The 14,478-nt window shown below is 39.5% G+C and carries 13 protein-coding genes; 6 read left to right on the top strand and 7 right to left on the bottom strand.

What is annotated here, in order from left to right; translation table 11 throughout:
- Nucleotides 1-26 precede the first annotated feature (26 nt).
- The gene (locus C4F40_RS04560) at nucleotides 27-1,820 is read right to left on the bottom strand and encodes a mechanosensitive ion channel family protein (protein WP_196938176.1); all 1,794 of its coding nucleotides are present in this window, start codon (nucleotides 1,818-1,820) and stop codon (nucleotides 27-29) included.
- Nucleotides 1,821-1,909: 89 nt separating this feature from the next.
- On the opposite strand from C4F40_RS04560, the gene C4F40_RS04555 reads away from it, so the two are divergent.
- Nucleotides 1,910-2,815: a DUF72 domain-containing protein gene (locus C4F40_RS04555; protein WP_196938175.1), complete on the top strand. Its 906-nt coding sequence runs from the start codon at nucleotides 1,910-1,912 to the stop codon at nucleotides 2,813-2,815.
- Nucleotides 2,816-2,818: 3 nt separating this feature from the next.
- A complete protein-coding gene (gloA2, locus tag C4F40_RS04550; protein WP_196938174.1) occupies nucleotides 2,819-3,205 on the top strand; it encodes an SMU1112c/YaeR family gloxylase I-like metalloprotein in 387 nt (128 codons plus the stop codon).
- 4 nt (nucleotides 3,206-3,209) lie between these two features.
- Here gloA2 and C4F40_RS04545 read toward each other — a convergent pair whose 3' ends face one another.
- A complete protein-coding gene (locus C4F40_RS04545; RefSeq protein ID WP_196938173.1) occupies nucleotides 3,210-4,397 on the bottom strand; it encodes a class I SAM-dependent methyltransferase in 1,188 nt (395 codons plus the stop codon).
- Nucleotides 4,398-4,550: 153 nt separating this feature from the next.
- Here C4F40_RS04545 and C4F40_RS04540 point away from each other — a divergent pair, with 153 nt between their 5' ends.
- Nucleotides 4,551-5,339, top strand: coding sequence for a Cof-type HAD-IIB family hydrolase (locus tag C4F40_RS04540; protein ID WP_196938172.1), 789 nt, complete (start codon nucleotides 4,551-4,553; stop codon nucleotides 5,337-5,339).
- Between the two features lie 19 nt (nucleotides 5,340-5,358).
- On the opposite strand, the gene cmk is transcribed toward C4F40_RS04540, so the two are convergent.
- The 5 genes from cmk to yihA form a co-directional block, all read right to left on the bottom strand.
- Nucleotides 5,359-6,039 (bottom strand): (d)CMP kinase, encoded by a 681-nt coding sequence (gene cmk, locus C4F40_RS04535; protein WP_196938171.1) that lies wholly within the window; start codon nucleotides 6,037-6,039, stop codon nucleotides 5,359-5,361.
- Nucleotides 6,040-6,042: 3 nt separating this feature from the next.
- Nucleotides 6,043-6,456, bottom strand: coding sequence for a hypothetical protein (locus C4F40_RS04530; protein ID WP_196938170.1), 414 nt, complete (start codon nucleotides 6,454-6,456; stop codon nucleotides 6,043-6,045).
- Nucleotides 6,457-6,462: 6 nt separating this feature from the next.
- Nucleotides 6,463-8,832, bottom strand: coding sequence for a type I DNA topoisomerase (gene topA, locus C4F40_RS04525; RefSeq protein ID WP_196938169.1), 2,370 nt, complete (start codon nucleotides 8,830-8,832; stop codon nucleotides 6,463-6,465).
- 357 nt (nucleotides 8,833-9,189) lie between these two features.
- Nucleotides 9,190-10,053 carry a UbiA-like polyprenyltransferase gene (locus C4F40_RS04520; protein WP_196938168.1) on the bottom strand — a complete coding sequence of 288 codons (864 nt, stop codon included), beginning with the start codon at nucleotides 10,051-10,053 and terminating at the stop codon, nucleotides 9,190-9,192.
- A 51-nt stretch (nucleotides 10,054-10,104) separates the two neighbouring features.
- Nucleotides 10,105-10,725 carry a ribosome biogenesis GTP-binding protein YihA/YsxC gene (yihA, locus tag C4F40_RS04515; protein WP_196938167.1) on the bottom strand — a complete coding sequence of 207 codons (621 nt, stop codon included), beginning with the start codon at nucleotides 10,723-10,725 and terminating at the stop codon, nucleotides 10,105-10,107.
- A gap of 60 nt (nucleotides 10,726-10,785) precedes the next feature.
- Here yihA and C4F40_RS04510 point away from each other — a divergent pair, with 60 nt between their 5' ends.
- Genes C4F40_RS04510 through nhaA form a run of 3 tightly spaced genes read left to right on the top strand, consistent with a single transcriptional unit; the run spans nucleotide 10,786 to nucleotide 14,203 of the window.
- A complete protein-coding gene (locus C4F40_RS04510) occupies nucleotides 10,786-11,712 on the top strand; it encodes an ABC transporter ATP-binding protein (RefSeq protein ID WP_196938166.1) in 927 nt (308 codons plus the stop codon).
- Complete coding sequence (locus C4F40_RS04505; RefSeq protein ID WP_196938165.1) at nucleotides 11,705-13,012, top strand: ABC transporter permease; 1,308 nt, start codon at nucleotides 11,705-11,707, stop codon at nucleotides 13,010-13,012. The genes C4F40_RS04510 and C4F40_RS04505 overlap by 8 nt, the downstream gene beginning before the upstream one ends.
- A 3-nt stretch (nucleotides 13,013-13,015) precedes the next feature.
- Entirely contained in the window at nucleotides 13,016-14,203 is a 1,188-nt protein-coding gene (nhaA, locus tag C4F40_RS04500) for a Na+/H+ antiporter NhaA (protein WP_196938164.1), read from the top strand.
- Nucleotides 14,204-14,478 lie beyond the last annotated feature (275 nt).

Genomic DNA, 14,478 nt, shown 5'->3' with positions numbered 1-14,478 from the left:
CCGCTAGTGAGGGCTTTAATATTAAACTATCGTTCATCAGCAGGTGGCATCGCTGTATCTTCATTGCTTCGTACCACCCTGTAATGTGGCGACATGATCTCTATCCCAGCTCCATGAAACTCGTCTAACAAATTCTTATGCAACTCCGAATAGATTATCGCTTGCTTATTTGGTTGTTTGGTATAACCGTTAATCTGATACGACACATAATAATCGTCTAAACTAGTCTGTAATACGAATGGAGTAGGATCGGCTTCTATATATTCTACATTTAACGCTGCTTCAATGGCCAATTTATGAACTGTTTGCCAAGGTATGTCATACCCAATGGTTAAGGTGGTATGTACAATCAAGCCGTTAAGAGGAGCATCTGTACTGTAGTTTATGGTGTGCGAATTCATTACTTGTGAATTTGGCACTGATATTATTTCATTTTTTATCGTACGTAAGCGAGTTACTAGCAATGTTTTTTCGATAATGTCGCCCTGCACATCCCCGATTTTCACCCTATCACCTATGCTAAATGGTCGCATATACGTGATCACTAGGCCTGCTACGACATTACCTAATGCCCCTGCAGATCCAAAGGTAAACAAGATACCTATAAAAACCGATACACCTTGGAAGATGGGCGATTTTGATCCCGGTAGGTAAGGGAAAATTACGATCAACATGAAGGCCGTAAGCAGTACGCGCAATATCTGGTAAGTCGGTAACGTCCAGTCCGCGTAGAATCCAGGGATATTTAATGCCCCGCGATGCAGCTCATTTGCAAAGTATTTTAGGATCTTAAAAATATATCGAAAAATGATGACGATAACAACGACCGTAATAAGGTTCGGAAAATAATTGATAATTGCCAGACTAATCTTCTTAATCGGATCCAAAATATAACTCAGCAGTACATTGGCAAATCCCTCCGTCGCCGGAAATAAGTTAAAGACTATTGGCAAAGCTAGATAAATCACCATCAAAATAAATGCCCATTTTATTAAGTTGAAGAGTGCCCATACAAAACGAACCTGCTTCGTTGCAGAAACCAGTTCATAACCACTTATTCGTATACCAGTCAACTTATTGCCTTTATTTCGCAGCACCAGTCGTCGAGTGTATCCGGCTAGCTTATTGATACCATATACAATCAACGACACAATAAAAAGTACTAGCGCGGCGAGTCCAATGCCCTTCATTAGTTTTGGAATACTCGTATCATCTCTGTATTGTTCGATGCTTCCGCGAATCTTAGTGGCGAATAAATCTGCCAGCGCCGCGGGCGCCGCATTCATCCAAAGCGCATCTTCCTCACTCACACTCATTATCATCTCATTGCCCCCCGTAATATACCAGGTATCCTCATTTTCCAACACCCGTATCGAGTCTGCATGGAAAGAATGCAGATCAGCAAGGTTTTTTACTCGCGATTGTACCGCATTGGCGCGTTCGCGGATCGAAAATCCCCCAATACCCCTATAGATTGTAAAAAGTGTATCTTTAAATGGTTTCACCGGGATGCCCGGGTTTAGTACACGCATGGAGTCTACTTTCCGTTTGCGTTCAGCGAACGCCAATGAATCCCGATTTTTCAGGAAATACAGCTCTGTCAGTAAAGCCTGTTTTTCCTTCGTATCTTCGAGGTCGTCTGCAAATAGTCTATTTTCTAACTGGACCCGTCTCAAGGAATCCTGGGTTTGTTGCTCCTTAATTTTCAGTAGACGGTCAGATTGTTCCGTTAATTTTTGTTCCGTTACAAGACTATCCACATTTTGCCCTAGACAAAACTGGATACAGAACAGCATAAAGGTGAGGTGCAAGAATTTCATATACAAAGTAAAATTAACTTTATTGTAGCCTTAAGTTATTAAAATTCGCAAACTAACCCTTATTTTTATAGAAATAATAAAAAATAAATATGAAATTCGGACAAGTAGAAGACCCTTCAACCATTGACTTCAGCATTCCTGAGACTCCTAAGGAAACCATTGCCCTACTTAAAAAAGCAGCTTCCAAGTCCGCTATGGAGGTATACGTAGGCTGTGCAAAATGGAATAAAGCTGATTTGAAAGGGTTTTACCCTCGTGGCACGAAAGACGAACTGCTGTATTATTCTAATCAGTTTAATGCTATTGAGTTGAACGCGACATTTTATAATTCACCGTCCAAACAACAGGTAGAAACCTGGAAAGAAAAGACCCCTAAAGGTTTTAAATTCTTCCCAAAGATTCCACAATCGATAAGCCACTTCAGTAGGTTATTGAATACCGACGAGAAAGTAAAAAATTTTGTGGATTCAACTGTACTATTCGACGAAAAACTAGGCATGGCCTTTCTCCAATTGATTGACAACTACAAACCGAAAGATTTTGATCGTTTGGAACATTTCTTAACTCATTTTCCGGCAGGATATCCATTAGCCGTCGAAGTGCGCAACGAAGAATGGTTTTCGAATCCAGAAGTAGCGAAGAAGTTTTATAAATTATTAGAAAAGACAAAAACGACGAATGTGATAGTCGATACCGCAGGAAGGCGCGATATGATGCACATGCGCTTAACCACACCGACAGCTTTCGTGCGCTATGTCGGAGCCAACCACCCGTCTGATTATACCCGCTTAGAGGAGTGGGTCGAAGTAATCAAAGCGTGGAAAGACGTGGGTTTACGGCATCTCTATTTTTTCATCCACCAAAACGTGGAACTCGAATCACCGCTTTTAGCTGCTCATTTTATAAAAAAACTCAATGCGGCTATTGGAACCGAATTGACTATCCCGAACAAGCCAGAAGATAAAAAATCTGATACACCGACTTTATTTAAATAATAAATGAGAATAACCTCTATCCATCATATTGCCATTATTGCTAGCGATTATAAAAAATCCAAAACATTTTATACAGAAGTACTGGGCCTCCGTATCTTAAAGGAAACATACCGTGAAGAAAGAGATTCCTATAAATTAGACCTCGCATTGGGCGATCAATACCTGATTGAACTATTCTCATTCCCACAGCATGTACCCCGTTCCAGTCGCCCAGAAGCTACCGGACTGCGACATTTAGCCTTTTCTGTTGCCAACGTTGAAGAAGCCGTTGGAGAACTGCGTACTAAAAATGTCCCTGTCGAAGACATACGAATAGACGAGATCACGGGCAAAAAATTTACATTTTTTTCCGACCCCGACCATCTTCCGTTGGAACTGTATGAAGCTTAGCATATCAGGAAGAAAGGCCACATAACCGTTCGAGGTAATGGTATTCCATTCCGAAATATGCTTTCGTCGCGAGTAGTTTTGCTAAGATTTCGTGTTGTTTTTTCAGATTTATTGCCTTCTTAACCCCCACTATCATTACATTTTTTGGTGTATGCGCATCCGCTATAAACTGTAACACTTTGGTTTGGTAACCATAATATTCCAAAATCAATGCGCGGATGCCATCGGTCAACATTTCCGCATGACGCTCCAAGAAGATGCCATATTGCGTCATGAAATCCAAGTCGTTCGTTGCTTTCACTTTTTCAAGCTGCCTCCTTACCTGTTTATGGCAACAAGGTGCCACGACGATTAAGTCGGCCCCATTTGTTATTCCTTTAAATATAGCGTCATCCGTAGCCGTATCACAAGCGTGCAATGCAATCAATACATTTAATTCCTGTGTAGGATTATAATCTTCAATTGTCCCCTGTACAAAAGACAGTTTATTGAAACTCGAACTGCTCGCAATATTATTACAAAGTGAAACAAGATCGTCCCTATATTCCACACCCACAACAGAAGCAGGTTTGTTTAGTTCATTATTCAGGTAATCGTAAAGTGCGAAAGTCAGGTATCCTTTTCCGGCACCCATATCAACCACACTCAATTCCTTGTCAGCAGGCAATTCTTTCAACATGGAGCTTAGCAATTCGATATAATGATTGATCTGCCGCCACTTATCCTGTGCATTTTTAAATACCTTGCCATCCGAATCCGTCAAACGCAATTCCGCTAGGTACTTTTTTGAAGTCGAACCAATCTTACGTTCTTTTTGATAATCATGCGAAAGACTGTCAAGCTTAGCAGACGTTGGCTGTTCCGATTTAAGCATCCACCCTCTCTTCTTATTCCATTGACAGATCGTATTTTCTTTCGTCGTGAATAAAGTCGCCATACGAAAGCCATTCTCTTGCAACAGCGTTTGAATCTGTTCTATCGCCTCCTCCACCATAAAGTTTTTGGTAATATCCCGTGTTTTGTAGCGATAGGTAAACGATAATTTGAATGCACGTTTTATTAAAACTGGCTTCACATATATGTTTTTCAAATCCGGTTCTACACCTTTATAATCACCCAATGATAATTTAATGAAGTCATCGTCTTGAATACTAGACTGAATGTGTGTTATAAAATATTGATCTGTAGACATGTTATTTTTTGTTAGGTCAAACTTAGATATATTTGCTTTTATACACAATTATAATCGCGTATAAAAGCAAATTATCGATCTCTCTTCTGCCTTAATACATTAATTTCAGAGGAAACATACGATTTATCAAATTAAGAATTTACCTTTGCTATTATGCGAAATCCGAATATAAAAGCTGTTTTTTTTGATATTGATGGCACTTTACTAAGTTTTAAAACCCACGAAGTTGCAGCATCCACAGAAGAAGCAATAGAACAATTACAGGCCAAAGGAATAAAAACTATACTTTCGACAGGTCGATCTATTAATAGCATCGATCATGTAAAATATCTGAATTTTGACGGGTACATTACCTTCAATGGAGGTTATTGTGTGACTAAAGAAGGACATATCCTGTTTCGCCAAGCGATTGATTCGACTGATATTCAATCCGTTTTAGAATATGCTAAGACAAATCCGTTGAGTTTTTCGTTTATGTCCGAAAAACAGATTACCATACACGATGTGACGCCGGAGATTGCAGGAATGTATGCCCATCTCAATTTACCTGTTCCGCCATTGGTAGATCTTGAAAATGTGGATTTGAATGGCGTATTACAAACGAATATATTTCTGGGACCAGAAGACGAGCAAACATTCATGGAAAAGGTAATGCCCAATTCGCTTGCCTCACGATGGACACCTCTGTTTGCCGATGTCAATCCAAAGGGGCAAAGCAAAAAAGTAGGTATTGATATTTTCTGTAATCACTTTGGTGTTGATATTCAAGAGACGATGGCGTTTGGAGACGGGGGAAATGACATTACCATGCTGCAACATGTTGCATTGGGTGTAGCGATGGGAAATGCTAATCCGGAAGTGAAAGACATTGCCGACTACATTACCGATGATGTAGATAGTGAAGGCATTTGGAACGCATTAAAACACTTTGGTGTTTTATAAAATAAAAGAAGCTTAAAAATTAAGCTTCTTTTATTTTATAATATTCATTCAATACAATTTCTAATTGTTGATCTTGCGTTAGATCGGAGTTGTCTAGTATGAGGGCATCGGCTGCCTGTCTTAATGGGCTCTCTTCACGCGTGCTGTCGATATGATCCCGATGACTCAGATTTTCTTGAATTTCTTCCATTGTCACGTTTTCCCCTTTCGCTGTTAACTCCGCATATCTTCTTTCGGCCCTTACACTCGGACTTGCCGTCATGAATATTTTTAAATCGGCATCCGGAAAAACAGTGGTTCCGATATCACGACCGTCCATAACAATATTACGGCGGCTACCTAATTTCTGCTGTTGGGCCACCATCGCATGACGAACCTCTTTAATGGCACTCACCTCACTCACTTGTTCAGAAACAGCCATCTGACGAATTTCTTCCGAAATATCTTCACCATTGAGTAAAATCTGTGTTTGTGCTGTATTAGGAATAAAATCGATATGAATGTCGGCTAGTGCCTGCACAACGGCTGCTGTATTATCGAGATCCACCTCATTTCGAAGAAAATAGAGTGTAACCGCGCGGTACATCGCTCCACTATCGACAAATACGAAGTGCAACTTTTTCGCCAAAGCCTTAGCAACAGTACTCTTCCCACAACTGGAGTAACCGTCTATTGCGATAATAAAATTACGTCTTGCCATTTTTTAATTCATCCCTCCTATGAGGACACCAGGTTTGTTTACTATCGGAACTTTAGATAAATTTTCATCAACGATACTTTCCGGAAGAAAAATATATTTTTTATCGTAAATCGTACCATTAATATAATAACTCAACCAATATTCGTTGGTCAATCCAAATACACCTTCGTCTATCGCTTCTATTTTAACAGATGACTTCCCTTCAACGTCCCCTATAAAATGACGTAAAGTCGTTGTTTTAACCTGCTTTCCATCTTTCTCTCCATAACCTTTGGAACTCACCAGTACATTGGTAAGCGGCACTTCTTTCTCATTAACAAGATATACAACCCAGTTTTTAAGAACAGGCGTCTCGCCTTCTAAAACGATAGCCACTGAAATATCCTCTACAATATTCTCTGGAAGATCCCTTTTCATAGCAGGCTATTTCTTTTTTGCAGTTTTAGCAGTAGTTTTACGCGTAGTCGTTTTCTTTGCCGATTTACCTGTCTTTGCTTTTGGATCACTCTCAGCCCATTTCAAAACATCCTCATAGGTAATCGCACTTACATCTGTTCCTTTCGGAATTTTCAGGTTCTGTTTTCCAAAACGAACAAATGGTCCCCATCGGCCATTTTCGATTCGTGCTTCTGGATTTTCATCAAACACCCGTATTATTTTTTCGATATCCTTTTGACGTTTTTCATTGATGATATCTATAGCTTGTTTTTGTGTTACATCTAACGGATCAATTCCTTTTGGCAACGAATAGAAAGCAGAATTATGGCGTATATAAGGACCAAATCGACCGATAGCTACAGTCATTTCTTTTTCTTCATATTCACCAACTTTTTTTGGCAACTTAAAGAGTTCCATTGCCTCTTCGAACGTGATGGTTTCTATCATCTGTCCCTTGCGCAAAGAAGCAAAACGAGGTTTCTCTTCGTCTTCCGCCGTACCGATCTGAACCAAAGGTCCAAATCTTCCAACACGTACACTCACAGGTTTACCAGAGATAGTATCTACTCCCAGTTCTCGTTCATGTGTGGCACGTTCGGCATTCTCCAATGTATCTTGAACCTCGCTATGGAAAGGAATGTAAAAACCTTCCAACATATCTGTCCATTCTTTATTGCCTTGCGCGATTTCGTCGAATTCCTTTTCCACTTTAGCCGTGAAATTGAAATCTATAATACCTTTAAAATGCTCAACAAGAAAATCATTTACCAATACACCGATATCAGTCGGGAACATTTTATTACGCTCCGCTCCTGTCACTTCCGTTTTGATCGCCTCTTGAATCTCGCCGCTATTTAACGTTAAAACGGTGAATTCACGTATTTTTCCTTCTCGTTCCTCTTTTACTACGTATCCCCTATTTTGAATGGTAGAAATCGTAGGAGCATAGGTAGAAGGTCTTCCTATCCCCAATTCTTCCAACTTCTTAACTAGTGAGGCTTCCGTGTAACGAGCAGGAGGACGAGAAAAGCGCTCGGTAGCAGTCATTTCATTCAACGTAAGCTGTTGGCCTTTTTCCAATGGTGGCAATAACGTGTTGTCTGAATCATTATCTGTAGCTGTTTCCTGGTCTTCATCAATAGACTCGAAGTAGACTTTTAAGAATCCGTCAAACTTCATCACTTCACCGGAAGCAATCAACTCCTCTGATCGTGTTGATATCCCCACTTTAGCAACCGTTTTTTCGAATTCTGCTTCACTCATCTGAGAAGCGATAGCACGTTTCCAGATCAACTCATAAAGCCTTTTTTCTGACGCGTCACCTTCGATAGTATGTTCTGAAAAATAAGTAGGACGAATAGCCTCGTGTGCTTCTTGAGCGCCAGCCGATTTTGTCTTATATTTACGTAGCTTGTGGTATTTTTCACCATACGCTTTCAAAATTTCTTGTTCTGCGGCCTGAATAGCTGTATCCGATAGATTGACGGAATCGGTACGCATGTATGTAATACGCCCCGCTTCGTATAATCGCTGGGCAACTTGCATGGTACGAGCAACCGAAAAACCTAATTTACGACTCGCCTCTTGCTGTAACGTCGAAGTGGTAAAGGGTGCCGAAGGTGTTCTTTTAGCCGGTTTTTTCTCTAAGCTATTTATCGCAAAGGATGCATTTAAGCAATCTTTTAAAAATTTAGAAGCCTCTTCCTTTTCTTCGAACCTTTTAGAAAGTTCAGCTTTAAAAATTTCCTTCCCCTTTCCAGTGTAAAATATGGCTACTATTTTATAAGCCGCTTCTGCATTAAACTTATTGATTTCGCGTTCGCGATCTACTACAAGACGAACCGCTACCGATTGTACACGACCTGCAGATAAGGAAGGTTTTACTTTTCTCCATAACACTGGAGAAAGTTCAAATCCGACCAAACGGTCTAATACACGACGAGCTTGTTGCGCATTTACTAAATTATAGTCGATTTTACGCGGACTATCTATTGCTTTTAAAATCGCAGGTTTGGTAATCTCGTGAAAAACGATTCTTTTGGTGTTATCTTCTTTTAATCCTAGTGTCTCAAATAAATGCCATGAAATAGCTTCCCCCTCGCGATCCTCATCGGATGCTAACCAAACCATCTCTGCAGCTTTAGCTAATTTCTTTAACTCACTAACTATGGCCTTCTTATCCGAAGGAACTTCATACTTTTGTTGAAATTTATTTTCCGTATCTATAGCGTCATCGCCCTTTACCAAATCACGAATATGTCCGTAACTAGACTTTACTAAAAAGTCTTTCCCAAGATATCCTTCTATCGTTTTTGCCTTCGCCGGCGACTCTACTATCAGTAAATTTTTAGCCATTTAGTTGTTAAGATTTCTGCAAACTTAGATAAAAATGCTTTTATATGCAATTTAATAACGATTGCATATAAAAGCATTTTTTTTATCGGGAGGCTATCTCCTAAGTAAACTATGTCGTCATTTCGACGAGGAACGAGGAGAAACCCGAAGGGCTCATCGAAGATAAATCTAAAAGCATGAATAACTGAAGTGTATTTGATTTTCAATACTTTATATATAATATATATGTCGTTAGATTTGCCTACGGCGAGCTCGCTTGCCCTCCGAGAGGCGGGCAAGCTCGGTTCTCCCTTTGGTCGAAATGACGTTTACTCGCTTTATAAGACCTAGGAGACAGCCTCATTATAAAAAAACAGTTCAAAAAAACCAATGTTGGAATACAACATCCATTAAAAAGAAGAAAGCAAAGATAACTGAAGCGACTCCATTTGTCGTCATAAATGCGCGATTCACTCTACTGAGATCAGTAGGATTTACAATCCGGTGCTGGTAGACCAAAAGAAGTCCATAAAACATCACTCCAAAATAATAAAATAGTCCCACTTCTGTAAAAAAGGCTGGGAGAATTACAAACACAAATGAGAAAACGTGCAATGCTTCTGAAATTCGCAAAGCTTTTCTTGCACCAAAATTTGCCGGGATAGAATTCAGTCCATTGGCCCGATCAAAGGCCTCATCTTGCAACGCATATATAATATCAAAACCCGAAACCCAAGTTAAAACAGAAAGTCCCAAAAAAACGGGAACAATAGAGAAGCTCCCTGTTACTGCCAAATACGCACCGAGTGGCGCTAATCCCAATCCCAATCCTAAGACCAGATGACACAAAGGTGATATTCTTTTCATATACGAATAAAACAACACGACAAAAAGTGCAACAGGAGAAAGAGCCAAACACATCGGATTAATGAAGTACGTAGCCGTCATAAACACCACACAATTTATAATCGTAAAAACAAGTGCGTTGGCTGGGCTGATTTTCCCCGCGGGAATATCTCTCACTGCTGTACGCGGATTTAGCGCATCTATATCCCTATCCAAATAACGATTGAATGCCATTGCTGCATTCCGCGCACTTACCATACATAGCAACATGAGTACAAATAGTTTCCATTCAAATTGATAATCCGTCGTGTTCACGGCTAAGAAAAAACCTATAATCGCAAAAGGCAAAGCAAAAACACTGTGTGCAAACAACACTAACGACATGTACTTCTTCATGTATTATTTTATTTTTTATGATCAACCAGAACTGGGTTCATTAATAAAAGTCTATTCAGGAATATGTGTAGGCAAAATAAAATTTTGATTGATATCATCAATTGTATGCAATATCTCTTCAGTCCCCATCTTCTTCTCCGCCGAAGTTACAAAGTGAGGAGGCACTTCTTCAAACCAGTTCAACAACGCTTTTTTGAATTTTGAGACATTTTGATCCGACTTTACACCCGATTGCTTATCGGCCTTTGTAAAAGCGAGCATAAACGGTAACCCTTTTTCACCCAGCCAACAACAAAAATCCAAATCAATCTTTTGCGGCTCAAGTCTACTGTCAATTAGCACAAATACACATTGCAAATTTTCACGACGTGTGAGATAGTGACGGATGAACTTGCTCCATTCAGCTCTATTCTTTTTTGACGTCTGCGCAAATCCATAACCAGGTAAATCCACCAGATACCAATTATCATTAATGATAAAATGATTTATCAACTGCGTTTTTCCAGGCTTTTGAGAAGTTTTTGCCAAGCCTTTTTTATTGGTCATTGCATTGATCAACGAAGATTTTCCAACATTCGACCGTCCGATAAAGGCGTATTCCGGAAGGTTTGATTCCGGTAATTTACTTACTTCTGTATTACTACATACAAATTCTGCGGATTTTACAAGCATAGACAAAGGTAAGATATTATAAGGAATTTTATTTATTTTAGCTCCCTAATCATTTTCTTAATGTTGGAAATAAAGAATATTACCAAACAATATGCAAATCATCTCGCATTAGATGATGTATCTCTATTTATACCCAAAGGAATAATATTTGGTTTACTGGGGCCAAATGGAGCAGGAAAAACATCGCTCATTCGGATCATCAATCAAATTACGGCTCCAGACTCGGGACAGGTTTATTTTAACGGAAAACAACTGAATTCCGATCATGTCGGCGCGATCGGATACCTACCAGAAGAAAGAGGATTGTATAAAAAGATGAAAATTGGAGAGCAAATGATTTATCTGGCTCAATTGAAGGGATTAAGTAAAGTTGAGGCTCGGAGAAGAATCCAATATTGGTTTGAAAAATTGAATATCGGATCTTGGTGGGATAAAAAAGTAGAAGATCTAAGTAAAGGAATGCAGCAGAAAGTGCAATTTGTGGCCACTGTATTACACGAACCTGAATTAATTATTCTAGACGAGCCATTTTCGGGATTTGATCCGGTAAATGCACAGATTATTCAAGATGAGATTTTGGAACTCAACAAAAAGGGAACGACAGTTATCTATTCTACGCATCGTATGGAAACGGTAGAAGAACTGTGTGATCATATTGCCCTGATTCATAAGTCTAAGAAAATATTGGATGGATCGGTAAAGGAAATTAAAAAAATGTATAAAAACCAAACCTATAGCATAGACTATAATCCGAAATATGCCGACGACCCTTTTTTTGAAAATAATTCCTTATACGAGGTACTTTCTCATAAAAAGACAGACGAGCATCAACTTAAGTTAAAACTAAATGAAGGTATCCATTTAAATGACGTCATCTTAACGCTTACTAATCAAATATTTATCCATCAAATACATGAGATTATTCCATCTATTCATGATATTTTTATTGAAAAAGTAACTTCCCCATCATTAGAAACTCATGCATAAAATACGATTAATCATCCAACGAGAATACGTAACACGTGTTAAGAAGCGTTCTTTTTTACTGACAACATTTCTAGTGCCATTATTTTTCATTGGCATGTATATAGGTGTAATTTTTCTTACCAAAAAGAGCTTTGACGATACCCACGCCATTGTGTATGTGTTCGATCAGGAGGGTACCATCGCTCAGAACTTGGAGAATACAAAGAATTTAACGTACACCTACTCTAATCGTGCGCTACAACATCAAATTGATAGTTTGAAAGGATCCGAGAAGAACACAAATATATTGGTGATACCGGCCGACTTCTTTGAAGCGCGTAAAGTCGAATTTCTATCTTCCGGAAAACCAAATGTGGTAACGCAAAAGGAGGTCGAGTCACAATTAGGGGAAATCCTCAGAGATCATGCCTATCAGAAATTAGGTGTTAATACCGACAGCATTAAAAATATCAACTCCTCGGTATCCATTAATGCCAAAGAAGTAACAATGGATGGCGAAACACGGGATAGTAATACAGAAATTGCGATGGGAATTGCACTAGCGCTGTCTATATTGGTATACATCTCCCTGTTTTTATATGGTTCCCAAGTAATGAGAGGTATCATTGAAGAAAAAAGCAGCCGTATTATTGAAGTGATTATATCGTCTGTCAAACCTTTTCAGCTTATGATGGGAAAAATTATAGGTATTGGCATGGTTGGGCTTACCCAATTTGTCCTTTGGATATTCTTATCGCTTATCCTAGCGGGTGTCGCCTCTACATTTTTGGTGTCCAAAGAAGATTTGATGAACCAGATGACGCAAAACGAATCGCTGTCCCAAGCCACTTCTTCCTCTTCGCAATTGGAGCTCTATTCGGCCCTACAGTCAATTAACTTCCCGGAACTCATTATTTGCTTCTTTGTGTTTTTCATTGGCGGCTACCTTATCTATAGCGCATTATTTGCCGCTGTAGGATCTGCAGTCGATAGCGAGACAGAAGCTTCTCAGTTTACGATGCCCATCACGATGCCTTTGTTATTGACCTATGCCCTGTCATTCGGGGTATTGATCAACGATCCACATGGTAGCATATCCACCTGGCTCAGTTTTATACCCTTCACCTCTCCTATAGCCATGCTGGTGCGAGTACCTTTTGGCGTTCCAACCTGGCAATTGATCGTATCCGCCTTGTTATTAATAGGAGGATTTGTACTCACTACGTGGTTTGCCGCTCGTATATATAGGGTAGGTATTTTAATGTACGGAAAGAAAGCTTCCTACAAAGAACTTTTAAAATGGTTTCGTTATAAAAATTAATCAATGAATAAACGAATAAATTTACAATCCTTTAAACAGTTTTTAGCGTCTAGCACGGGCGGAGGTATTATTTTGTTTATATGTGTGATTTTAGCACTGTTTATGGCAAACTCACCATGGTCCGAAGGATTAAACAGCCTGTTTTCAACAGTAGTAGGATTCGAAAATGAAAGCGTCCAATTAAGTTACAGTATAAAGCAGTGGATAGATGATGGTTTGATGGCTATTTTCTTTCTTCTTGTCGGTCTAGAGATCAAACGCGAACTAGTAGAAGGCGAGCTATCCTCTCCCCGGCAAGCAGCATTACCTATTTTTGCAGCACTCGGAGGCGCTATATTACCCGCTTTAATTTATACGGCCTTCAATTTTAATCAGCCATTTTCGCAACATGGTTGGGGAATACCGATGGCAACTGACATCGCATTTGCACTAGCGGTCATTTCAATGTTAGGTAAGAAAACCCCTGCCAGCCTAAAGATATTTCTAGCCGCTTTAGCTATTGTCGACGATTTGCTAGCGATCCTGGTCATTGCCGTATTTTACTCATCCGATTTACATTTTACCTATCTGTTATACGCTGGTGGTATTTTTATTTTATTACTTTTATTTAATAGATTAGGTGTAAAAAGCCTCCTTGCCTATATTATACCAGGGCTTTTTATATGGTACTTTATTCATCATTCTGGTATTCATGCCACTATTGCCGGCGTGTTAGTGGCGATGACCTTACCGACTACAGTTGATGACAAAGAATCTCCGTTAGAGAAATTGGAGCATCTCTTAGCGAGACCTGTGAACTTCATCATCATTCCGATTTTTGCTTTCGCCAATACCGCCATCACGCTTCATAGTGAAATGATAGGGGGATTGACTTCCACCATGGGACTCGGTATCATTGTCGGGTTAATTGTCGGTAAATCGATAGGTATATTAGGCACAAGTTGGATATGCGTTAAATCGGGTTTGTCAAAATTACCCGAGGGTGCCGGTTGGAAACACCTGTTTGGTGTGGGGCTGTTGGGCGGTATTGGATTTACCATGTCCATTTTTATATCTATGCTGTCTTTTAACGACCCGATACTTGTGGAAGAAGCCAAATTAGCTGTGCTCACAGGTTCCCTCGTATCCGGATTGTTAGGCTATCTTTATCTATCAGGCTTAGCGAAGAAAAAAGAGATTAGGGTTCAGTAAACTTTTTAAGAAAATTGTCGCTGTTAAAGGAAGGATTATTTTATGCTAATTTATTTTATCGCTTGAATCGCAACATAGATTAGTTTTTTAATCTTTTTTGTCCTCACCGCCGGACAGGCTCATTCTTTTTTTATAAAAAGAATCAAAAAATCATCGCTGTACCCATTTGCCACATTGGCTAGTGCCTCCTCCTGCTGTCGGCAAATGGCTGAGGCGATATTTGTCGAAAATGTACGAATCGTGCGTATATTATTAAATTATTACCTCAGCTGAAT

This window comes from Sphingobacterium pedocola (assembly GCF_015209965.1).
Classification (GTDB): Bacteria; Bacteroidota; Bacteroidia; order Sphingobacteriales; family Sphingobacteriaceae; genus Sphingobacterium; species Sphingobacterium pedocola.
Note: the sequence above shows the minus strand (reverse complement) of the source record. Positions and strands in the feature narration are given on the sequence as shown.